The sequence below is a fragment of the Micromonospora humida genome, assembly GCF_016901255.1.
In the GTDB taxonomy this organism is placed as follows: Bacteria; Actinomycetota; Actinomycetes; order Mycobacteriales; family Micromonosporaceae; genus Micromonospora; species Micromonospora wenchangensis.
In genome coordinates this window covers 1-20682 of sequence record NZ_JAFEUC010000015.1, presented here as the reverse complement: position 1 = coordinate 20682, position 20682 = coordinate 1, and the positions used below count along the sequence as shown (strand labels likewise).

Genomic DNA, 20682 nt, shown 5'->3' with positions numbered 1-20682 from the left:
CCAAGTAGTGGGGTGGCGGCCGGCGTTGACGGCGTCGTGTCGGCAGTCAGGCGGTCCGGCTGACCAGGCGTTCGTAGCGCTGCCGGGCGGCCTGCGCGCTGCCCAGGCCGAGGCCGTGGCCGATCGCCTGCCAGGTCAGTCCCCGGGCCCTCGCCGTCGTCAGCAGTCCCGCCTCCAGCACGTCGAGTTCGGCCCGCAGGTGTGGCACCAGGGTCAGCGCGGCCGTCAGATCGGCCCCGTCGACAGGCTCCTCGTCGGTGTCCGGCACGACCCCGCCAGCGGCGAGCGCGGTGACCACGCAGACCGCTTCCCAGGGGTCGGCGAGGTGCGGGTTGGTGTGCCGACGGCGTCGGGCGTCGGTGTCGGCGTGCCGCTCGCTGAGCCGGTACAGCGCGGCGTAGGTCCGTTCGGCCCGGGCGCGGCTCGCGTCGGGTGCGGTGAAGGCGTCGCTCATCACCCCATCCCAATCCATCAACGGGACGTTGTCAACGAAACGTTCAAACGGTTTCCGTCGGTTTGCCGATCTTCGCCGGGTGGCGTTTCCTGGACCGGTGGACTACCCGTGGCTGCACGCCCCCGCCGCCGAGGTCGCCGCGACGGCACGCACCCTGCTCGGCTGGGAACTCGCCGCCGGCGGCGTCCGGATCAGGCTGACCGAGGTGGAGGCGTACGCGGGCACCGGCGAGGACCCGGCGTCGCACGCCCACCGGGGCCCCACCCCCCGGACCACTGTGATGTTCGGTCCGGCCGGGCACGCCTACACGTACTTCGTGTTCGGCATGCACTGGTGTCTCAACATCGTCTGCGGCCGGGACGGGGAGGCGGCAGCCGTCCTGGTGCGCGCCGGTGAGGTGGTCGACGGGCTGCCGACCGCCCGCGCCCGTCGGGGCGACGTCGCCGACCGGGACCTGGCCCGGGGGCCGGCCCGGCTGGCCGTCGCGCTCGGCGTCACCGTGTCGGCGAACGGCACCTGCGTGCTCGACGGGAGCGGCCCCCTGCTGCTGAGCCCGCCTATCCGGCCGGTCACCCGGGCCGAGGTCTCCGCCGGCCCCCGGGTCGGCGTGGCCGCCGCCCACGACGTGCCCTGGCGGTTCTGGATCACCGGTGACCCGACGGTCAGCCCCTACCGCCGGCACGTACCCCGACGTCGTACCTGACCCGGCCGTCGACCGGCCGGTCGACGGGACCGCCGGCTCGCTGGCATTCGCGCACAATCATGACCCTGGAGGTGGCCCGGATGGACTCACACGACGCCGGAGTGCTGGTCGGTCGGCTGGCCTGCGTGGTCATTCCGCTGCTGGTGATGCTGGTGCTGGCCGCGGTGGTCGTGGTGGCGGTGCAGTTGGCCCGCCGCCGGCCGACCCCACCCGGGCCACCCCCGGCCCCGTCCTGGCCCCCGCCCGGTCCGGCCGGGTACGGCATGCCCGCCGCGTCGTCGCACCCCACGCCACCCGCCGGCCCGTCGCCCACGGGCGGCCCGTCCGACGCCGTACCGCCGGCCACCGGTCCCGCCGGGGATGCTCCGGCGGCTCCCGCCGGTCCGCCGTCGGGCGCATCGGACCAGCCCGGCCCGGGTACGCCCCCGGAGGGGGAGCGGCCGCCGGTGGGGTGACCGGGGCCACCCCGCGCGTGGTCGCCGCCGGAATAGTTGACGCTGCAACTATGTTGTGCGCGACGTCCGGGTACCACGAACGGTCCCGGTATCTCAGATACGAGGAGCTGGTCATGCAGTTCGGAGTCTTCACCGTCGGCGATGTCACGGTCGACCCGACCACCGGACGGGAGCCGACCGAGCACAAGCGGATCAAGGCGATGGTGGCCATCGCCCTCAAGGCCGAGGAGGTCGGTCTCGACGTCTTCGCCACGGGTGAGCACCACAACCGCCCGTTCGTCCCCTCCTCGCCCACCACCATGCTGGGGCACATCGCGGCCCGCACCGAGCGGCTGCTGCTGTCCACCTCGACCACGCTGATCACCACCAACGACCCGGTGAAGATCGCCGAGGACTACGCCATGCTCCAGCACCTGGCCGATGGCCGGGTGGACCTGATGATGGGGCGCGGCAACACCGGGCCGGTCTACCCGTGGTTCGGGCAGGACATCCGCAACGGCATCCGGCTGGCCGTGGAGAACTACGAGCTGCTGCACCGGCTGTGGCGCGAGGACGTCGTCGACTGGCAGGGCAAGTTCCGTACCCCGTTGCAGTCGTTCACGTCGACCCCGCGCCCGCTCGACGGCGTGCCGCCGTTCGTCTGGCACGGCTCGATCCGCAGCCCCGAGATCGCCGAGCAGGCCGCGTACTACGGTGACGGCTTCTTCGCCAACCACATCTTCTGGCCCAAGGAGCACACCCAGCGGATGGTCGGCCTCTACCGTCAGCGCTTCGCCCACTACGGCCACGGCTCGCCCGAGCAGGCCATCGTCGGGCTCGGCGGCCAGGTGTTCATGCGGCGCAACTCGCAGGACGCGGTCCGCGAGTTCCGGCCGTACTTCGACAACGCGCCGGTCTACGGGCACGGGCCGTCGCTTGAGGAGTTCACCCGGGAGACCCCGCTGACCGTGGGCAGCCCGCAGCAGGTCATCGACCGTACCCTCGGTTTCCGCGAGTACGTCGGCGACTACCAGCGGCAGCTGTTCCTGCTCGACCACGCGGGGCTGCCCCTGAAGACGGTGCTGGAGCAGCTCGACCTGCTCGGCGAGGAGGTCGTACCCGTGCTGCGCAAGGAGTTCGACGCGCTGCGCCCGGCGCACGTGCCGGTCGCGCCCACCCACGCCTCGCTGGTCGCCGCCCGCGACGCCGCCGACAAGGCGGCCACCGGAGCGGCCGACGCCGGTGACCTGGCCGGGGCCGGGGCGGAGGGCCGGCGATGACCCGCCGCACCCTGGCCGTGGTGTCGGCGGGGCTGAGCCAGCCGTCGTCCACCCGGCTGCTCGCCGACCAGCTCGCCGCGGCCGCCCGCGACGAGCTGGTCGGGCGCGGCGACGAGGTGGAGCTGCGGGTGGTGGAGCTGCGCGACCACGCCCACGACGTGGTGAACAACCTGCTCACCGGCTTCCCGTCGACCGAGCTGCGGGCCGCCCTGGACGCGGTCACCGGCGCCGACGGCATCGTCGCCGTCACGCCGATCTTCAACGCGTCCTACAACGGGCTGTTCAAGTCCTTCTTCGACGTGGTGGACGCCCAGGCGCTTGTCGACCGGCCGGTGCTGATCGGCGCGACCGGCGGCACCGCCCGGCACTCGCTGGCCCTGGAACACGCCGTCCGGCCGATGTTCGGCTACCTGCGGGCGGTGGTGCTGCCGACGTCGGTGTTCGCCGCGCCCGAGGACTGGTCCGGTGGCACCGCCGAGGGGGCGCTGCGGTCCCGGATCCAGCGTGCCGGCCGGGAGCTGGCCGACCAGGTCGACAGGCGTCCACCGGCCACCGGGCCGGCCGACCCGTTCGCCCTCACCACCGACTTCGCGCAGCTCCTCGGCGGTCGGGAGGACTGAGCCTCACCGGTACGGGTGGGCCACCAGCACCGGGCAGTGGGCGTGCTGCACCACCGCCTGGCTGACCGAACCCAACAGCAGGCCGGTGAAACCACCCCGCCCCCGGGTGCCGACGGCCAGCACCGACGCCGTCGCGCTCGCCTCGACCAGGCCCTGCGCCACCCCGACCGCCCGGACCGGATGCTCCCGCAGCACCACGTCCGGGTGGTCGGCGCGCACGGCGGCGGACGCCTCGGCGAGCAGCCGCACGGCGTGCGCCCGGTACCCGGCCTCGGCCTGCTCCGCGTCGGCCCCGTCCCGCTCCGGCGGGGTGGGGCCGACGTGCACCAGCACCAGCGGGACCCCCCGCCGGACGGCCTCGGCGGCGGCCTGGTCGGCGGCCACCCCGGCGGCCGGCGAGCCGTCCACGCCCACCAGCACCGGCCCGTCCGGGCGACCCGCGGGGGTATCCGGGCGCACCACCAGCACCGGGCAGTGCGCGTGCGCGGCGACCTGCGCGCCGACGGAGCCGAGCAGCAACCCGGTGAACCCGCCCAGGCCCCGGCTGCCCACCACCACCAGGCCGGCCCGGCGGGACTCCTCGACCAGGGTCGCGCCGGCACCACCGGCGACCTGCCGCGCCTGCACGGTCAGCCCCGACCACCTGTCGGCCAGCTCGGCGGCGGTCCGCTCCAACATCCGCTGCGCCTCCTCCGACGGCGCCGGCACCCCCAGGTCGTACGGGTTCAGCGGGACGCCGTACCCGAGCGGATGCAGGTAGCCGTGCACCAGGTGCAGGGGTACGCCGCGCAGCACCGCCGCGTGGGCGGCCTGCTCCGCGGCGGCCAGGCTGGCCGGCGATCCGTCCACCCCCACCACTACCGGTCGGTTCATCAGCCCTCCCAGGAGATCGGCCCAGCACTCGTTGCCGGTCCGACCCATTGTCGACGTGCCGGCCCGCCCGCGCCGGCAGGTGACCCGGCCGGGCGTGCCGCCACCGCGACGGTCAGGCCGCCGGGCGTCGGACGATCACCAGCGGGCTGTGCGCGTGGTGCAGCACCGCGTGGCTGACCGAACCGAGCAGCATCCCGCCCAGGGCACCGCGGCCGTGCGCGCCGACGACGGTGAGCTGGGCCGACGCCGACGCCTCGACCAGCACCCGGGCCGCCGCGCCGGGCACCAGCCGTCGGGTCACCGGCACGTCCGGATAGCGTTCCGACCAGCCGGCCAGCGCCTCGGCGAGCACCCGTTCCTCCTCGGCGGCGACCGCCTCCACGTCGTAGACCAGCGGCAGCACGTCACCCGGGCCGATCGGTGCCGGGGTCAGCCAGGCGTGCACGGCCAGCAGCCCGGTGTCGCGCTGCGCCGCCGCGGCGAAGGCGAAGCCGAGCGCCTCGGTGGACAGCGCCGACCCGTCCACCCCGACCAGCACCGGGCCGTCGGCCCGTGGTTCACCCCGGACCACCAGCACCGGGCAGTCGGCACGGGCCGAGACCTGGACCGCCACGGAACCGATCAGCAGCCCGGCGAAGCCGCCCAGCCCTCGGGTGCCGAGCACCACCAGCGCCGCGTCGCGGGCCTCGCGCAGCAGCACCGGGGTCGGCGCGCCGTCGCACAGGCACCCGGTGACGGTCAGCTCCGGAGCGATCTTGCCGGCTTCGGCGACCGCCTCGGTGACGATCCGTTCGGCCTCGTTGCGCAGCCCGCCGTCGGGCGGTCCGCTGGGCGCGGGGCCGAGCGGGGCACCGAAGAGCGGCCAGATGAACGCGTGCACCACCCGCAGCGGGCGGTTGCGGGCGACGGCCTCCCGGGCGGCCACCCCGACCGCGTCCAACGCCGATCGGGAACCGTCCACACCCACCACGACGGGGGCACCGGCTCTGTTGGTCATCACGTCCTCCTTCGTCCGTCTCCAGCCTGGTCGGGCCCGGCCCGCCCGGTCAGGGGCGTCCGCCCCGACCGGCGGGCCCAAGGTCCCGGGTGGGGCGGTCGGTGGGCGCTGCGCAATGTCGCCGAAGTAGCGGTTTCGGAGCCGCCGGACACCGCTGTTTCGGTGCCCTGGAGTTGATCGAGCGTCACGTCGCCGTCGCGGCGCACCCCGGGGTCGGCCGCGGCTCGGGCGATCCGCCGCAGGTCACGGGACCAACGGCCCTGCCGCCCGGCCGCCGACGGGTGTGCCATGGAGGCGACGACCACCGGCGAAGGGCACCCCGATGACCCCTCTGGAGATGCTCACCGAGCACCCCTTCCTCGCCGGGCTGCCGCCGCAGTGGCTGCCCCGGCTGACCGGGTACGCCCGACCGGTGGTCTGGCACCCCGGTCACCGGCTGTTCCGCGCCGGTCAGCCGGCGGAACGGTTCTGGCTGGTCCGGGGCGGTGAGGTGGCGCTGGACTTCCCGGTCCCCGCACGCGGCGACGTCGGCATCGAGTCGATCGGGGCCGGTGGGGTGCTGGGCTGGTCGTGGCTGTTCCCGCCGTACCGCTGGCAGTTCGGGGCGGTCGCCGTCCGGCGGACCCCGACCGTGGAGTTCACCGCCGAGGGGGTACGCCGGCTGATGGAGTCCGACGACGCCCTGGGTCGGCAGCTCACCACCCGGTTCATGAGCGTGGTGGTGGACCGGCTCCAGGCGTCCCGGGGCCGGCTGCTCGACCTGTACGGCTACCCGACCTCGGCCGCGAGCTGACCCGCGCCCGGGTCGACGCTCCCGTCGGCCCGGACCGCCGTGCCGGCGTCGGGGCGGTCCGGGGAGCGGTGACCAGTCCGGCGGGTTGGACGAAGACCGTCCGGCGGGCCACCGCCTCGTCCCGGTCGTCGAGCCGGTAGCCGTCGAGCCAGACCCAGCCGTCGTACGTCGGCCAGTCGAGCACCCGGATCACCCGGAACCGGACCGGCCTGAGGAACTGGACGCTTGCCGCCCGGGTCAGCAGGAGCAGGTCGCCCGCCCTCGGCAGGGGCGCGTTCACCGCCGACCGAACACGCTGCGGTACCGACGCCACGCCCTGATCCGGGTGCGCGCGGCCTCCGCCGCCGGGCAGAAGCCGGTGCCGGTGCACCGCTCGCACCGCCGGTCGCGGTGCTGGTCCAGGCAGCGCCAGGCCAACTCGATGAGGTACGGCACCGCTCGGTGTCGACACATTGCGCCTCCCGGGGGTGGGGTCGTCGCGGCACCCCGCCCCGCCGAGCCCAGCTCCACCAGGTCGGAGGCACCGCGTCACCGATTCCACACCGCCGGTCACCCCAGTGTCAATGTCGACGCGTCTACATGAGCGCGTTGTTATGGTCGTGTCATGGCTAGCGCGATTGAGCTAGCGTGCAAATTTGATCGTGTCAACCCCGGCACGCGCGCACCGGTCTACCTTTCGGGCATGACTGATGAGGTGCCGGGGCCACTCGTCGCCGCAGGCGAAATCCTGAAGATGCTGAACGTCAGCCGGTCGCGCTTCCGCGCCATCGCGCTGCATCCGAACTTCCCGCGCCCGTTCCAGACGCTGTCGGTCGGCTCGGTGTGGCTGCGGTCCGACGTCGAGGCGTACATCCGGGACCACCGCCGCCCCAGGCCGTCGGCAGACGACGACGAGCAGGGCTGAGACGCCGGGTCAGGTGACGGTCAGGCCGCGTTCGGCGAACTGGCCCCGGACCCGGGCCACCAGCTCCGGGGTAGGCGGTTCCGTGCGGGCCAGCGGAAAGGTCAGCCCCAGCTCGGCGTACTTGTGTGCGCCGAGGCGGTGGAACGGCAGCACCTCGACCCGCTGCACGGTGGAAAGCCCGGCGACGAAGTCGGCGACGCCCGCCACGTTCTCCTCGGCGTCGGTGAGGCCGGGGACCAGCACGAACCGTACCCAGATCGGGGTGCCCCGGTCGGCGAGCCGGCGGCCGAAGCGCAACGTCGGGGTGACCGACCCGGTGCGGGTGACCCGGCGGTAGGTCGCCGGGTCCCACGACTTGACGTCCAGCAGCACCAGGTCGGTGGCGTCGAGCAGGGCGTCGTCGGCGCGGACGCCGAGGAAACCCGAGGTGTCCAGCGCGGTGTGCAGGCCGAGATCGTGGCAGCGGCGCAGCACCTCGCCGGTGAACCGGGGCTGCATCAGCGGCTCGCCGCCGCTGATCGTCACCCCGCCACCGGCCACCGCGATGAACCGCCGGTACGGCTCGATCTGCGCCATCAGCTCGTCCACCGTCTGGTGCCGGCCGCTGCGCCGGTACCAGGTGTCGGGGCTGTGGCAGTACCGGCAGCGCAGCGGGCAGCCGGCGAGGAAGGCCACGAACCGGGTGCCCGGCCCGTCGACCCCCACCGACACGTCCCACGAGTGCACCGCCCCGGTCGGCACGCCGTCGCCCCGCCGGCTGGCGGTGGCGACGGCGTCGGGCGGCCGGAGGTTCACAGCGACCCGTGGAAGGTCCGGGACACCACGTCCTCCTGCTGTTCCCGGGTGAGCCGGACGAAGTTCACCGCGTACCCGGAGACCCGGACGGTCAACTGCGGGTAGCGCTCCGGGTGCGCCATCGCGTCGACCAGGGTGGCCCGGTCCAGCACGTTGACGTTGAGGTGGAACCCGCCGGCGTCGGTGTAGCCGTCCAGCACCCCGGCCAGGTTGTCGATCCGCTCGTCGCGGGTGTGACCCAACCCGTCCGGGGTCACCGTCGAGGTCAGCGAGATGCCGTCGCGGGCGGCGTCGTACGGCAGCTTCGCCACCGACAGCGCGGCGGCCACCAGCCCGTGGCTGTCCCGGCCGTTCATCGGGTTCGCGCCCGGGGCGAACGGTTCACCGGCCCGCCGGCCGTCCGGGGTGTTGCCGGTGTGCTTGCCGTACACCACGTTGGAGGTGATGGTCAGCACCGACATGGTCAGCTCCGCGTCGCGGTAGGTGCGCTGCCGGCGCAGCTTCGCCGCGAACGTCTCGGTCAGCCACACCGCGATCGCGTCGGCCCGCTCGTCGTTGTTGCCGTACGTCGGCGGTTCCCCCTCGACCACGTAGTCGATCGCCAGCCCGGTGTCGTCGCGCAGCACCTTCACCTTGCCGTATCGGATCGCGGCGAGGCTGTCCACCGCCACCGACAGCCCGGCGATGCCGGTGGCCATGAACCGGCGCACCGGGTGGTCGTGCAGGGCCATCTCCAGCCGCTCGTAGGCGTACCGGTCGTGCTGGTGGTGGATCACGTTCAACGCGTCCACGTACGTCTCGGCCAGCCAGTCCAGGGTGCGCTCGTAGGCGGCCAGCACCTCGGCGTAGTCGAGGGTCTCCCCGCCGACCGGGGCGCTGGCCGGGGCGACCTGCTCACCGGTGATCTCGTCGCGCCCGCCGTTGATCGCGTACAGCAGGGCCTTGGCGAGGTTGGCGCGGGCGCCGAAGAACTGCATGTCCCGGCCCACCCGCATCGCCGACACGCAGCAGGCGATCGCGGTGTCGTCGTCGTACGCGGGCCGGATCAGGTCGTCGTTCTCGTACTGGATGGCGCTGGTGTCCAGCGACACCTGGGCGCAGAACCGCTTGAACCCGACCGGCAGCCGGGGCGACCAGAGCACCGTCAGGTTCGGCTCCGGCGCGGGACCGAGGTTGTAGAGGGTCTGCAGGTAGCGGAAGCTGGTCCGGGTGACCAGCGGCCGGCCGTCGGCACCCATCCCGCCGAGCGCCTCGGTGACCCAGGTCGGGTCGCCCGAGAAGAGCTGGTCGTACTCGGGGGTGCGCAGGAACCGGACGATCCGCAGCTTGATCACGAAGTCGTCGACCAGCTCCTGGGCGTCGATCTCGGTCAGCCGTCCCTCGGCCAGGTCCCGCCGCAGGTAGACGTCGACGAACCCGGCGGTACGTCCCAGCGACATCGCCGCGCCGTTCTGCTCCTTGGTGGCGGCGAGGTAGGCGAAGTACAGCCACTGGATCGCCTCCCGGCCGGTGGTCGCCGGCCCGGAGATGTCGTAGCCGTAGCCCGCCGCCATCTGCGCCAGCTCGCCGAGGGCCCGGATCTGCTCGGCCAGCTCCTCCCGGTCCCGGATCACCTCGTCGGTCGACGGCCGGTCGTCCAGCGCCGCCTTGAGCGCCTTACGCTCGGCGACCAGCCGGTCCAACCCGTACAGCGCCACCCGCCGGTAGTCGCCGATGATCCGCCCCCGCCCGTACGCGTCGGGCAGCCCGGTGATGACGTGCGAGCGGCGCGCGGCGAGCACGTCGGCCGGGTACGCGTCGAACACCGCGTCGTTGTGCGTCTTGCGGTACGTGGTGAAGATCCGGTGCACCTGCGGGTCGGCGGGGTAGCCGTACGCCTTCAGCGCGGTCTCCACCATCCGCAGCCCACCGGCCGGCATGATGGCCCGGCGCAGCGGCGCGTCGGTCTGCAACCCGACGATCAGCTCCCGCTCCCGGTCGATGTACCCGGGGGCGTGCGCGGTGATGGTGGACGGGGTGGCGGCGTCGACGTCGTACACGCCGCGTCGGCGTTCCTCGACGAACATCGACCGCAGCGTGCCCCAGACCTCCAGGGTGCGGCAGGTGGGTCCGGTGAGGAACGACGCGTCCCCGGTGTAGGGCTCGTGGTTGTCCCGGACGAAGGCGGCCACGTCGACGGTGTCGCGCCAGGCGTCGCCGGTGAAGCCGCGCCACGGGTCGAGATGTGCGGTGCCGGTCATGATCGGTCCTTCCGCGCTGGTCGGGTCCGGCGGCCTGGGCCGCCGGGGTGTTGCGCCTGCACCATCAGCCTCGTCGGGTCGGTCCGTCCCGGGCAGAGGCGCAGGACCACCCCCGCCCGGGACCAAAGACCCCCGGCGGCCGGTCAGCGCCGCACGACGAGCCGCTGGGCGCGCAGCAGCCGCGCCCACCACGGCCGGGGCGTCGCCGGGCGCAGTGCGGGCACCCGCGCTCCGCGCAGGCTGACCCAGCCGCCGGGCCCCATGGTGACCGTGCGGATCGCCGGTGGCCGACGCCGCGCCACCACCGCCACGCCCGCGGTGAGCAGGGCGACGGCGGCGGCACCGGCCGCGGCGGCGAGCACCCGGTCCGGGTCGGGCAGCGCCTGGTAGCGGACCCGCCCGTCGGCGAGCACGAACGTCCCGACGGCCCGCCCGTCGCGGGTCACCGGCACCAGCGCGGCGGCCGGCGAACCGGGCAGCGCCAGCACCGGCCCCACCGGCCCGGCCGTCGTTGTCCCGGTGGCCTCCACCGGGGTACGCGGCACCGGCGGCGGGCCCAGCGTGGCGGGTCCGGTCGGGTTGAAGATCGCGGTCATGGCGCTGCCTCCTATCGGCTGTCGGACGTGCCGGTGCCGGCGGCGACGGCGGCCCGGCCCGCCGCGAGCCGGGCGACCGGCACCCGGTACGGCGAGCACGAGACGTAGTCCAGGCCGGCGTCGGCGAAGAACGCCACCGAGTCGGGGTCGCCGCCGTGCTCGCCGCAGACCCCGACGGTCAACTCCGGGCGGGTGGCCCGCCCCTGTGCCACGGCCAGCCGCACGAGCTGGCCCACCCCGACGGTGTCGAGGCTCTCGAACGGCGACACCTCGAAGATCCCCCGTTGCAGGTACGCCCCGAAGAACGACCCCTCCACGTCGTCGCGGGAGAACGCCCAGGTGAGCTGGGTCAGGTCGTTGGTGCCGAAGGAGAAGAAGTGCGCCTGGGTGGCGATCTGTCCGGCGGTCAGCGCCGCCCGGGGCACCTCGATCATCGTGCCGATCGGCACGGCCGGCGCGTCGGGCACCTCGGCGAGCACCCGCTCGGCCTCCGCCCGCACGACCGCCAACTCCCGCACGTCACCCACCAGCGGCACCATGATCTCCGGGCGGGGGTCCCCGCCGTCGCGGACCCGCTGCGCCGCCGCCTCGGCCACCGCCCGCACCTGCATGGCGAACAACCCGGGCACCACCAGCCCGAGACGCACCCCACGCAGCCCCAGCATCGGGTTGGCCTCGTGCATCCGACGGACCGCCGTCAGCAGTCGCCCGTCGCGTCCCGGGTCCCGGCCCGACGCCTCGGCGCGGGCGACCCGCGCGGTCAGCTCGGCCAGCGGCGGCAGGAACTCGTGCAGCGGCGGGTCGATCAGCCGGATCGTCACCGGCAGGCCGTCCATCGCGGCGAGGAGTTCGGTGAAGTCGGCCCGCTGCAACGGCAGCAGCGCCGCCAGCGCCCCGGCCACCGCGTCCGGCCCCTCGGCCAGGATCAGCCGTTCCACCAGCTCCCGCCGCCCGCCGAGGAACATGTGCTCGGTGCGGCACAGCCCGATGCCGGCGGCGCCCAGCGCGCGGGCCCGACGGGCGTCGGCGGCGGTGTCCGCGTTGGCCCGCACCCCGAGCCGGCGTACCGCGTCGGCGTGCCCGAGCAGCCGGTGCACGGCCGCCACCAGCGGGTCGGCCTGCGGGTCCAGCTCACCGGCGAGGTACCGGGCGACGGGGGAGGGCTGCACCGGTACCGCACCCGGGTAGACCCGGCCGGTGGTCCCGTCGATCGAGATCACCTCACCGGCCCGGACCACCCGGTCGCCGACGGTGAACTCGCCCCGATCGGGGTCGACCACCAGCGCATCCGCGCCGCAGACGCACGTGCGGCCCATGCCGCGGGCCACCACGGCGGCGTGCGAGGTCTTCCCGCCCCGTGCGGTGAGCACCCCGGCAGCGGCGATCATGCCGGGCAGGTCGTCCGGGTTGGTCTCCCGACGCACCAGGATCACCGGCCCGTCGGCGGCGGTCGCGGCGGCCGAGTCGAACACCACCCGGCCCACCGCCGCCCCCGGCGACGCCCCCACCCCGACGGTGAGCGGCGGCGGCGCGCCGGCCAGGTCGAACGCGGGGAACATCAACTGACCCAACTGTGCCCCGCTGACCCGGCACAACGCCTCGTCCAGGGTGATCAGCCCCTCGTCGACGAGCTGGGCGGCGATCACGAACGCGGCGGCGGCGGTCCGCTTGCCGACCCGGGTCTGCAACATCCACAGCGTGCCGCGTTCGATGGTGAACTCCACGTCGCACAGGTCCCGGTAGTGCCGTTCCAGCGTGGCCAGCACCCCGGTGAGCTGCTGGAAGCTCGCCGGGTCGAGCCGGGCCAGCTCGGGCAGGGCGACGGTGTTGCGGATGCCGGCCACCACGTCCTCGCCCTGGGCGTCGGGCAGGTAGTCGCCGTACACGCCGGGCAGGCCGGTGGCCGGGTCCCGGGTGAACGCCACCCCGGTGCCGGAGTCCGGGCCGAGGTTGCCGAAGACCATCGCCATCACGTTGACGGCGGTGCCCAGGTCGTCGGGGATGTGCTCCTGCCGCCGGTAGATCCGGGCCCGCGCGGAGTTCCACGACGCGAACACCGACTGCACGGCCTGCCGCAACTGCTCCTGCGGGGACTGCGGGAACTCGTGCCCCACCGCCCGCAGGAAGATCTTCTGGTACGTCGACACCAGGTCGCGCAGCTGTCCGGCGTCCGGCCCGTCCGGGCCGGCGGTGGCCCGCAGGGCGGCCAACTCGTGGTCGAACTCCTCCGCCGGCACCCCGTGCACGGTCCGGCCGAACATCTGGATCAACCGCCGGTACGCGTCCCACGCGAACCTCGCGTCGCCGGTGCGGGCGGCCAACCCCGCCACGGTGGCGTCGGTGAGCCCGATGTCCAGGATCGTCTCCATCATCCCGGGCATCGAGTACCGGCCGCCGGAACGCACCGCCAGCAGCAGCGGGTCGTGCGGGTCGCCGAGCCGCCGGCCCACCTGCCGCTCCACCCGCCGCAGGTGGGTGTCGACCTCCGCGAACAGCCCGTCCGGCGGCGACCCGGTGGCCAGGTACGCCCGGCAGGCGTCGGTGCCGATGGTGAAGCCGGGCGGCACCGGCAACCCGAGCCGGGTCATCTCGGCGAGGTTGGCGCCCTTGCCGCCGAGCAGGTCGGCCCTGCTGCGGTCACCCTCGATGAAGTCGTAGACGTACCTGGTCATGGCCCCGGCCTCCACTCCACTCGCCGGTCGGACCTGTCCCTTCGTTGGTAGCAACGCCGGGGGGTCCACCGGCAGGGCCGGACGGTACGCCGACCGGGCCACAGGTCCCGACGTGTCGGTGCCGGTGCGTATCCTCCGGCGGTGACCGCCGATGTGTCCCTGCGCCCGGTGCGCGACGACGACCTGCCGCACTTCTTCGCCCACGAGCAGGACCCGGAGGCGGCCTGGATGGCGGCGTTCGGCCCGGCCGACCCGACCGACCGGGGGGTCTTCGACGCGCACTGGGCCCGCATCCGCGCCGACCCGACCGTGGTCAACCGCACGGTGGTCGTCGACGGCGCGGTGGTCGGGCACGTGGCGGCGTTCCCGGTGGGCGAACACACCGAGGTCAGCTACTGGATCGACCCGCGCCGGTGGGGGCGCGGGCACGCCACCGCCGCGCTGACCGCACTGCTGCGGGAGCTGCCGCACCGGCCGCTGCGTGCCCGCGCCGCGAAGGACAACCGGGCCTCCCTGGCGGTGCTGCGCAAGTGCGGCTTCGTCGTCGTCGGCGAGGACTCGGGATTCGCCCCCGGCCGGGGCGTCGAGGTCGAGGAATGGCTGCTGGAGCTGCCCGACGTCCCCGCTGACCAGGGCGGGCACTAGTCTCGCGGAGTGAACTGGCTCGAACTCGTCGGCTGGGCCGGCTCCGCGCTGCTGGTCTGGTCGCTGCTGCAGACGCGCATCCTGCGGCTGCGCGCCCTCAACCTGGTCGGCTGCCTGATCCTGATCGGCTACAACGCCGCCGTGCAGGTCTGGCCGATGGTCGGGCTCAACGTGGTGCTCGCCGTGATCAACGTGTGGTACCTGCGGAAGATGCTGGCCACCCGGCACGACGACCGCGCCTACCAGGTGGTCGAGGTGGGCGTCGGCGACCAGTTCCTGGCCCACACGCTGCGGGTGCACGCCGCCGACATCGCCCGGTTCAACCCCGACTTCCGCCCACCCCCGGCCGCCGCCGACCGGTCGGCCTTCCTCGTGGTACGCCACGACGAGGTGGTCGGGGTGGTGCTGTCGCACGCCGAGGCGGACGGTGTCGCCCAGATCGACCTGGACTACGTCACCCGCCGCTTCCGCGACTTCACCCCCGGCGAGTTCGTCTACCGCCGCAGCAGCCTGTTCACCGACCGGGGGTTCCGCCGGGTGGTCAGCCCACCGGGCATGGTCGCCCCCTACTACCACCGGCTCGGCTTCCGCCCCGAGGGCGACGCGTACGTCCTCGACCTGGCCTGACCGCCGGGCAGCGCCGGCCGCCGGGCAGCCCTGAGCGCCGGCCTCCGTAGCGGCGGTCAGTGAACGGCCGGTCGGGGCCGGGCCGCCGCTCGGGCCGATGGCCGTGGGGAGGGTTCGCGGACCGCGCGGCTGGGCACAGACTGGGCTACGCCGGGCGGGTCCTCCGTCCGGCGGCGTCGGCGGTGTCGCCGACGCCCACCGCCTGAGGGAGAGTGCCGGGCGTGCAGAGCTACTGGAGCCAGTTGGCCCTGGTCGGAGTCCTGGTGGTGCTCAACGCGATCTTCGCGGGCAGCGAGATGGCGCTGGTGTCGCTGCGGGACAGCCAAGTGCAGCGGCTGGAACGCTCCAGCCGGGCCGGCCGGGTGCTCGCCCGGCTCGCCAAGGACCCGAACCGCTTCCTCGCCACCATCCAGATCGGCATCACCCTGGCCGGTTTCCTCGCCTCGGCCGCCGCCGCGGTCTCCCTGGCCAAGCCGCTGGTGCCGCTGCTCGGGTTCCTCGGCAGCGCCGCCGAGACGGTGGCCATCGTGCTGGTCACCCTGGTGCTGACCTTCGTCACCCTGGTCTTCGGCGAGCTGGCCCCGAAGCGGATCGCCATGCAGCGCGCCGAACGCTGGGCGCTGCTGGTGGCCCGCCCCCTGGACATCCTGTCCAGCTTCACCCGCCCGGCGGTGTGGCTGCTCGGCGCGACAAGCGACCTGGTGGTCCGCCTCGCCGGGGTCGACCCGAAGCACCAGCCCGACGAGATCGGCCCGGACGAGCTGCGCGACATCGTCGCCGGCAACCACGGCTTCACCAAGGAACAACGCACCATCATCGCCGGCGCGGTGGAGATCGCCGACCGCCAGCTGCGCGCGGTGCTCGTACCCCGGTTGCAGGTCTTCACGCTCGACAGCGGGACCACCGCGGAGGCCGCCCGGCTGCTGCTGGCCGCCACCGGCCACTCCCGGGCCCCGGTGGTCCGCCACGGCGGCCTCGACGACGCGGTCGGCGTGATCCACCTGCGGGACCTGGTGGGGGTGCCGGACGACCGGCCGGTCGACGACTGCGCCCGCCCGCCGATGCTGCTGCCCGACTCGCTGCCGGTGGTCGACGCGTTGCGCCAGTTCAAGGCCGAACGGCAGCACATCGCCCTGGTGGTCGACGAGCGGGGCGCGGTCGACGGCATCGTCACCCTGGAGGACATCCTGGAGGAGATCGTCGGGGAGATCTACGACGAGACCGACCGGGACGTCCGCGCGGTGCGCACCGAGGACGACGGCTCGCTGGTGCTGCCCGGCACCTTCCCCGTGCACGACCTGACCGACATCGGCGTCGAGGTGCCCAACCGGCCCGCCGGTGACTACACCACCGTCGCCGGGATGGTGCTGTCCTGCCTCGGGCACATCCCCACCGTCGCCGGGGAGCAGGTCACCATCGACGACTGGGAGATCACCGTCACCGGCGTCGACCAGCGTGCCATCACCCAGATCCGGCTGCACCACGCCCCGACCGCGACCCCCGCCGAGGAACCGGAACCCGTACCCGACGAGGCCCACGCCTGACCCGCCCCGGGGTCAGTCCGGGGGCGTCGGGTCGCCGAACGGGAAACCCGGCACCGGGGGCAGCAGCTGGATCTGGTCGGCGGGGAACTGGCGGGTGTCCCGGCTCAACGCCTGCGCCGTCACCCGGATGAGCCAGGGGCCGGACGGGTGCCGCTGCGCCCCGATCAACCGGCCCCACACCCGGCTCCACCAGTGACCGGTCACCAGCACGTCGGTCAGCCGCAGCCGGCCGTCCGGGAAGTCCCCCCGCACCACCACGTCCACCACCCGCCCCAGCCGCCGGCCGTGCAGGTCGTACGCGGTGCGCCCGAGCAGCTCACCCGCTCGCACGGTCGGCCCCCGGAATCCGGTCGATCAGGTGCCGCCGCAGCCACGTCTCCACCGGCGGGCGGGGCAACTCGTCGGCGCGGGCCCGCAGCCGCACCGCACTGTCGATCCGGGCCACCCGGCCGAACGGGATGCGCAGCGGGGCCGACGCCTCCTCGGCGAACCGGTCGGCGAGCGCCACCAGCAGCCGCCCGACCCGGCCACCGATCCGCCGCCCCAGCGCGCCCTGCCCGGTCAGCAGGTACGCCACGTACGGCACGCCCCGCTCGTCGACGGCGAACTCGACGTCGTCGACCTTGCCCAGCAGCAGCCCGTCGGCGTCGACGATCTGCCGGTCGAGCAGTTGCCGGCCGAGCTGGACCCTCACCGCCCCATCCCCGTCCCGACCGCCAGCGGAACCGCCGCCACCGACGCCGCCACGATCACCAGCAGGAACACCGCACCGAGCAGGTTCAGCCACGGCCCGTTCACGTCGTCCCCCAGGTACGTCCGGTCGTTGGCGACGACCAGGATCGGCAGGTACGTCAACGGCAGCACCACCGCGCTGGCGACCAGCATGTACTCGGTCAGCCGCACCGGGTCGACGGTGGTGGCCAGCAGCAGCGTGCCAGCCAGCACGCTGACCAGCAGCACGCTGTGGAACCGGGCGGCCTCCCGGGGGCTGACCCGCTTGCCCCACTGCCAGCCGAAGTACTGCGCCGCCGCGTACGCCGCCGACAGTCCGGTCTCCAACGCGGCCCCGAAGGTCACCGCGAAGAACGCCAGCGCGGCCACCGCCAGCCCCACCCCGCCGAACGCCAGCACCACCGGCTCGGCGACCTGGTCGAGGCTCGACAGCGACACCCCGGCCGGGTGGAACACCACCGCGGCCGTGGCGATCAGCGACAACGCCAGCAGGCCGCCGACCGGGAACCCGATGAGCACGCTCGACCGGGCGTCGGCCAGGTCGGCGGCGCTCCAGTTCTCCTCCACCCCGCCGGAGGAGAAGAAGAACACCTCGTACGGGCTGACTGTGGAGGCGAACAGCGCCACCGCCACGAACCAGTACGCCCCCCAGCCCTGCCCGGCCGGGTTCGGGTGCAGGGCGTCGTGGCCGAGCGCCGCCCAGTCCGTCGGCAGCCAGAACAACGCCACGGCGAAGACCAGCAGGGTCAGCCCGGCCAGCCCGAACACCCGCTCCATGAGTTGGAACCGCATCCGCCACAGCACCAGCCAGACCGCGAACGCCGCGACCGGCACCCACAGCAGGTAACTCACCCGGGAGGCCAGTTGCAGGGCCAGCGCCACCCCGCCCAGCTCGGCGGCCAGGGTCAACACCGTCACCAGGTAGGACGCCGCCAGGTTGAGCAGCGCCACGCGGGGACCCAACCGCTCCCGGACCAGGTCGAACACCGCCCGGCCGCTGACCGCCGCGATCCGTCCGGCCATTTCCGCGTACGCGCAGATGCCGACCACGCCGAGCAGCAGCACCCAGGCGTGGGCCATGCCGAAGCGTGCCCCCGCCTGACTCGCCGCCACCAGGTCGCCGATGTCGACGAAACCACCGATGGCCGAGAGCACCCCGAGGGTGGCGGCGAGGAGCTTCCTCACGTGCGGACGGGATCGGCGGCGGTCATCGAGGCGACGATATCGGCGCAGCGCCCCTCGTACCGGGCGAAACGGGCAGGCTCGCCGCTTCCGCCCGGCGGGTCAGTCCCGGCTGAGGTTCTGCAACCGCACCTGACCCCGCGACACCAACCGCCCCTCCGCGTCGGTGATCTCCACCTGCCAGAGCTGCTGGCTGCGCCCCCGGTGCACCGGCGTGCCCACGGCCACCAGCTCGCCCTCGCGGACCGCGCGCAGAAAGTCCGTCTGGTTGGAGACCCCGACGACGCTGCCCCGGTCGCCCAGCCAGAGCGTGCCGCCCACACTGCCGACGGTCTCCACCACCGCGCAGTAGACCCCGCCGTGCAGGATGCCGGCCGGCTGGTGCAGCTCGGGCCGCACCTTCCACCGGATGACCACCCGGTCCCCGCTGGCCTCGTCGAACGTCAGCCCCAGCAGACCGACCAGGCCGTCCGTCATCTCCGGGATCTCCACGGCTGTTCCTCCTCGTCGCACCGGCCCGGCCAGCCTAGCCGCGCCCGCAGGCGGCAAACCCGGTACGGCCCCAGGTCGGCGATGGGGGAGAATCGGTGACCGTGACCGACAGCAACCTCCCGCACGGGCGGGACTCCCTGACCGAAGACCTGCGGTGGCGCGGCCTGATCCAGGACTCCACCGGCCCCGACGAGCTGCGCGACCTGCTCGACGGCGGGGCGGCCACCTTCTACGTGGGCTTCGACCCGACCGCGCCCAGCCTGCACGTCGGCCACCTGATGCAGGTCACCACCGCCCGCCGGCTCCAACTCGCCGGGCACCGGCCGCTGCTGCTGGTGGGCGGTGCCACCGGCCAGATCGGCGACCCGAAGGAGAGCGCCGAGCGCACCCTCAACCCGCCCGAGGTGGTGGCCGGCTGGGTGCAGCGCATCCGCGACCAACTCGCGCCGTTCGTGTCGTACACCGGGCAGAACGCGGCGCAACTGGTCAACAACCTGGAGTGGACCGGCGAGATGTCGGTGGTCGAGTTCCTGCGGGACGTCGGCAAGCACTTCCCGGTCAACAAGATGCTGGCCCGCGAGGTGGTGCGGGCCCGGCTGGAGACCGGCATCAGCTTCACCGAGTTCAGCTACCAGCTCCTCCAGGCCAACGACTTCTTCGAGCTGCACCGCCGGCACGGCTGCCAGCTCCAGTACGGCGGCTCCGACCAGTGGGGCAACATCACCGCCGGCGTCGACTACGTCCGTCGCCGGGGGGCCGGCCCGGTGCAGGCCTTCACCACCCCGCTGGTCACCCGCTCCGACGGCACCAAGTTCGGCAAGACCGAGGGCGGTGCGGTCTGGCTCGACCCGGAGATGACCAGCCCGTACGCCTTCTACCAGTTCTGGGTCAACGCCGACGACCGGGACGTCACCCGCTACCTGCGGTACTTCAGCTTCCGCTCCCGGGAGGAGCTGGAGGCGCTGGAGAAGGAGACGGCGGAACGGCCGGCGGCCCGTGGCGCCCAACGTGCCCTCGCCGAGGAACTCACCACCCTGGTCCACGGTGCGGAGGAGACCCGGCAGGCCGTCGCCGCCAGTCAGGCGCTCTTCGGTCGGGGCTCGCTCGACGAGTTGGCCCCGGAGACGCTGCGTGCCGCGCTGACCGAGGCCGGGCTGGTGCAGCTCACCGGCGAACTCCCCGATGTGGCCGGGCTGCTGCGCGACGCGGGACTGGTCGGTGGCCTCAAGGAGGCCCGCCGGGTGATCACCGAGGGCGGCGCGTACGTGAACAACATCCGGGTCACCGACGTCGACGCCACCGTCGACCCGGCCGACCTGCTGCACGGTCGCTACCTGGTGCTACGCCGGGGCAAGCGCTCCTTCGCCGGGGTCGAGCTGCGTTCCTGACCCGGTCGGCCCGTCCTCGCCGTCCCCGGCAGGCCCCGTCCGTGTGCGGCCCGGCGAGGACGGCCTCCGACGGATGGCCCCGCTCGACGGGCGGCCGGTGTGCGGCAGTGTGACGTGCGACGCGTCCGCCGGATTTGACGATCATCTCGGCGGACGCGTAACTTTCTCTCTGCCAGCGCGGAACGGACGAACCGGGGCGAACACCCCGAAGGCCGGAGCGCGGTGTGAGGCACCGGCTTCGCGGGGTTGTCCTTCGCAGAGCGCGGACCGGGCGGTGCCCGGATCGGCCCGGGGGGTCGATTTGGTGGGGCGAAACCGACCGGGTAGTGTGTGACGCCGGCAGGGAACCGGGCGAGCGTGTGGGAGACCGCACCGGCCGGCCTGGCGGAAATCACGAGGGCTTCCGGCGTGAGCCGGGTGTGTTCGTGGTGTGTGGAAATTGTGGTGGAAGTGGTGCGGATCGCTGCAGAGCGGTTTGACACGGCGGATACCACCGGGTAACGTAGTAAAAGTGCCCAGCGCGGAAGCGCGGGGTGTGGTGAAGGAAATGCCCCAGGTCGGGGGTTCTGCTGTTGCGGGGCTTCCGGGTGGTGTGTGGTTGTTCTTTGAGAACTCAACAGGGTGCTTGTAAAGCCAGTGCCAATTGTTTTATACCCCGGGCTGGGCAGGCTTTGGTCTGTTCGGTTTCGGATTCCTTTGGCAACACTTTTG

At 73.6% G+C, this 20682-nt stretch carries 23 protein-coding genes; 10 read left to right on the top strand and 13 right to left on the bottom strand.

From position 1 onward, the window contains the following. Positions 1-46: 46 nt before the first annotated feature. Positions 47-454, bottom strand: a complete 408-nt coding sequence (locus tag JQX11_RS25855) for a DNA-binding protein (RefSeq protein WP_204927555.1) — start codon at positions 452-454, stop codon at positions 47-49. 97 nt (positions 455-551) lie between these two features. On the opposite strand from JQX11_RS25855, the gene JQX11_RS25850 reads away from it, so the two are divergent. From JQX11_RS25850 to JQX11_RS25835, 4 genes are all read left to right on the top strand, one after another. After that, positions 552-1157 carry a DNA-3-methyladenine glycosylase gene (locus tag JQX11_RS25850; protein ID WP_204927709.1) on the top strand — a complete coding sequence of 202 codons (606 nt, stop codon included), beginning with the start codon at positions 552-554 and terminating at the stop codon, positions 1155-1157. Positions 1158-1237: 80 nt separating this feature from the next. After that, positions 1238-1612, top strand: coding sequence for a hypothetical protein (locus tag JQX11_RS25845; protein WP_204927554.1), 375 nt, complete (start codon positions 1238-1240; stop codon positions 1610-1612). A gap of 113 nt (positions 1613-1725) precedes the next feature. After that, on the top strand, positions 1726-2871 hold the full coding sequence (locus JQX11_RS25840) for an LLM class flavin-dependent oxidoreductase (RefSeq protein ID WP_204927553.1): 1146 nt from the start codon (positions 1726-1728) through the stop codon (positions 2869-2871). Then, positions 2868-3491 carry an FMN reductase gene (locus JQX11_RS25835; RefSeq protein WP_204927552.1) on the top strand — a complete coding sequence of 208 codons (624 nt, stop codon included), beginning with the start codon at positions 2868-2870 and terminating at the stop codon, positions 3489-3491. The genes JQX11_RS25840 and JQX11_RS25835 overlap by 4 nt, the downstream gene beginning before the upstream one ends. 3 nt (positions 3492-3494) lie before the next feature. Here the strand turns inward: JQX11_RS25835 and JQX11_RS25830 are convergent, their stop codons facing one another. After that, entirely contained in the window at positions 3495-4364 is an 870-nt protein-coding gene (locus JQX11_RS25830) for a universal stress protein (protein ID WP_204927551.1), read from the bottom strand. A 112-nt stretch (positions 4365-4476) separates the two neighbouring features. After that, the gene (locus JQX11_RS25825) at positions 4477-5361 is read right to left on the bottom strand and encodes a universal stress protein (protein ID WP_204927550.1); all 885 of its coding nucleotides are present in this window, start codon (positions 5359-5361) and stop codon (positions 4477-4479) included. A gap of 322 nt (positions 5362-5683) precedes the next feature. Here JQX11_RS25825 and JQX11_RS25820 point away from each other — a divergent pair, with 322 nt between their 5' ends. Continuing rightward, positions 5684-6154 carry a cyclic nucleotide-binding domain-containing protein gene (locus JQX11_RS25820; RefSeq protein ID WP_088645166.1) on the top strand — a complete coding sequence of 157 codons (471 nt, stop codon included), beginning with the start codon at positions 5684-5686 and terminating at the stop codon, positions 6152-6154. On the opposite strand, the gene JQX11_RS33495 is transcribed toward JQX11_RS25820, so the two are convergent. After that, on the bottom strand, positions 6069-6422 hold the full coding sequence (locus JQX11_RS33495) for a hypothetical protein (RefSeq protein ID WP_307826364.1): 354 nt from the start codon (positions 6420-6422) through the stop codon (positions 6069-6071). The two genes, JQX11_RS25820 and JQX11_RS33495, sit on opposite strands and share 86 nt — an antisense overlap. A gap of 8 nt (positions 6423-6430) precedes the next feature. After that, entirely contained in the window at positions 6431-6607 is a 177-nt protein-coding gene (locus tag JQX11_RS25810) for a hypothetical protein (RefSeq protein ID WP_204927549.1), read from the bottom strand. 151 nt (positions 6608-6758) lie between these two features. On the opposite strand from JQX11_RS25810, the gene JQX11_RS25805 reads away from it, so the two are divergent. Continuing rightward, the gene (locus JQX11_RS25805; RefSeq protein WP_232378599.1) at positions 6759-7058 is read left to right on the top strand and encodes a helix-turn-helix transcriptional regulator; all 300 of its coding nucleotides are present in this window, start codon (positions 6759-6761) and stop codon (positions 7056-7058) included. 9 nt (positions 7059-7067) lie between these two features. On the opposite strand, the gene pflA is transcribed toward JQX11_RS25805, so the two are convergent. The 4 genes from pflA to ppdK form a co-directional block, all read right to left on the bottom strand. Beyond that, positions 7068-7853, bottom strand: a complete 786-nt coding sequence (gene pflA, locus JQX11_RS25800) for a pyruvate formate-lyase-activating protein (RefSeq protein ID WP_307826356.1) — start codon at positions 7851-7853, stop codon at positions 7068-7070. Beyond that, a complete protein-coding gene (pflB, locus tag JQX11_RS25795) occupies positions 7850-10093 on the bottom strand; it encodes a formate C-acetyltransferase (RefSeq protein ID WP_204927548.1) in 2244 nt (747 codons plus the stop codon). Before pflB ends, pflA begins: the two co-directional genes overlap by 4 nt. 143 nt (positions 10094-10236) lie before the next feature. Further along, on the bottom strand, positions 10237-10689 hold the full coding sequence (locus JQX11_RS25790; protein ID WP_204927547.1) for a hypothetical protein: 453 nt from the start codon (positions 10687-10689) through the stop codon (positions 10237-10239). Positions 10690-10700: 11 nt separating this feature from the next. Then, a complete protein-coding gene (gene ppdK, locus JQX11_RS25785; protein WP_204927546.1) occupies positions 10701-13361 on the bottom strand; it encodes a pyruvate, phosphate dikinase in 2661 nt (886 codons plus the stop codon). 141 nt (positions 13362-13502) lie between these two features. Between ppdK and JQX11_RS25780 the strand changes: the two genes are divergently transcribed. From JQX11_RS25780 to JQX11_RS25770, 3 genes are all read left to right on the top strand, one after another. Next, on the top strand, positions 13503-14006 hold the full coding sequence (locus JQX11_RS25780) for a GNAT family N-acetyltransferase (RefSeq protein WP_204927545.1): 504 nt from the start codon (positions 13503-13505) through the stop codon (positions 14004-14006). Positions 14007-14015: 9 nt separating this feature from the next. Then, on the top strand, positions 14016-14633 hold the full coding sequence (locus tag JQX11_RS25775) for a YgjV family protein (protein WP_204927544.1): 618 nt from the start codon (positions 14016-14018) through the stop codon (positions 14631-14633). Between the two features lie 221 nt (positions 14634-14854). Next, positions 14855-16177 carry a hemolysin family protein gene (locus JQX11_RS25770; protein ID WP_204927543.1) on the top strand — a complete coding sequence of 441 codons (1323 nt, stop codon included), beginning with the start codon at positions 14855-14857 and terminating at the stop codon, positions 16175-16177. Positions 16178-16189: 12 nt separating this feature from the next. Here the strand turns inward: JQX11_RS25770 and JQX11_RS25765 are convergent, their stop codons facing one another. The 4 genes from JQX11_RS25765 to JQX11_RS25750 form a co-directional block, all read right to left on the bottom strand. Further along, positions 16190-16507: a PRC-barrel domain containing protein gene (locus tag JQX11_RS25765; RefSeq protein ID WP_204927542.1), complete on the bottom strand. Its 318-nt coding sequence runs from the start codon at positions 16505-16507 to the stop codon at positions 16190-16192. Further along, positions 16494-16871 carry a hypothetical protein gene (locus JQX11_RS25760; RefSeq protein ID WP_204927541.1) on the bottom strand — a complete coding sequence of 126 codons (378 nt, stop codon included), beginning with the start codon at positions 16869-16871 and terminating at the stop codon, positions 16494-16496. The genes JQX11_RS25765 and JQX11_RS25760 overlap by 14 nt, the downstream gene beginning before the upstream one ends. After that, positions 16868-18094, bottom strand: coding sequence for an NRAMP family divalent metal transporter (locus tag JQX11_RS25755; RefSeq protein ID WP_204927540.1), 1227 nt, complete (start codon positions 18092-18094; stop codon positions 16868-16870). The genes JQX11_RS25760 and JQX11_RS25755 overlap by 4 nt, the downstream gene beginning before the upstream one ends. Before the next feature lie 99 nt (positions 18095-18193). Beyond that, positions 18194-18568 (bottom strand): PaaI family thioesterase, encoded by a 375-nt coding sequence (locus JQX11_RS25750; RefSeq protein WP_204927706.1) that lies wholly within the window; start codon positions 18566-18568, stop codon positions 18194-18196. Positions 18569-18684: 116 nt separating this feature from the next. Between JQX11_RS25750 and tyrS the strand changes: the two genes are divergently transcribed. Further along, positions 18685-19971, top strand: coding sequence for a tyrosine--tRNA ligase (gene tyrS / locus JQX11_RS25745; protein WP_204927705.1), 1287 nt, complete (start codon positions 18685-18687; stop codon positions 19969-19971). Positions 19972-20682: the final 711 nt, after the last annotated feature.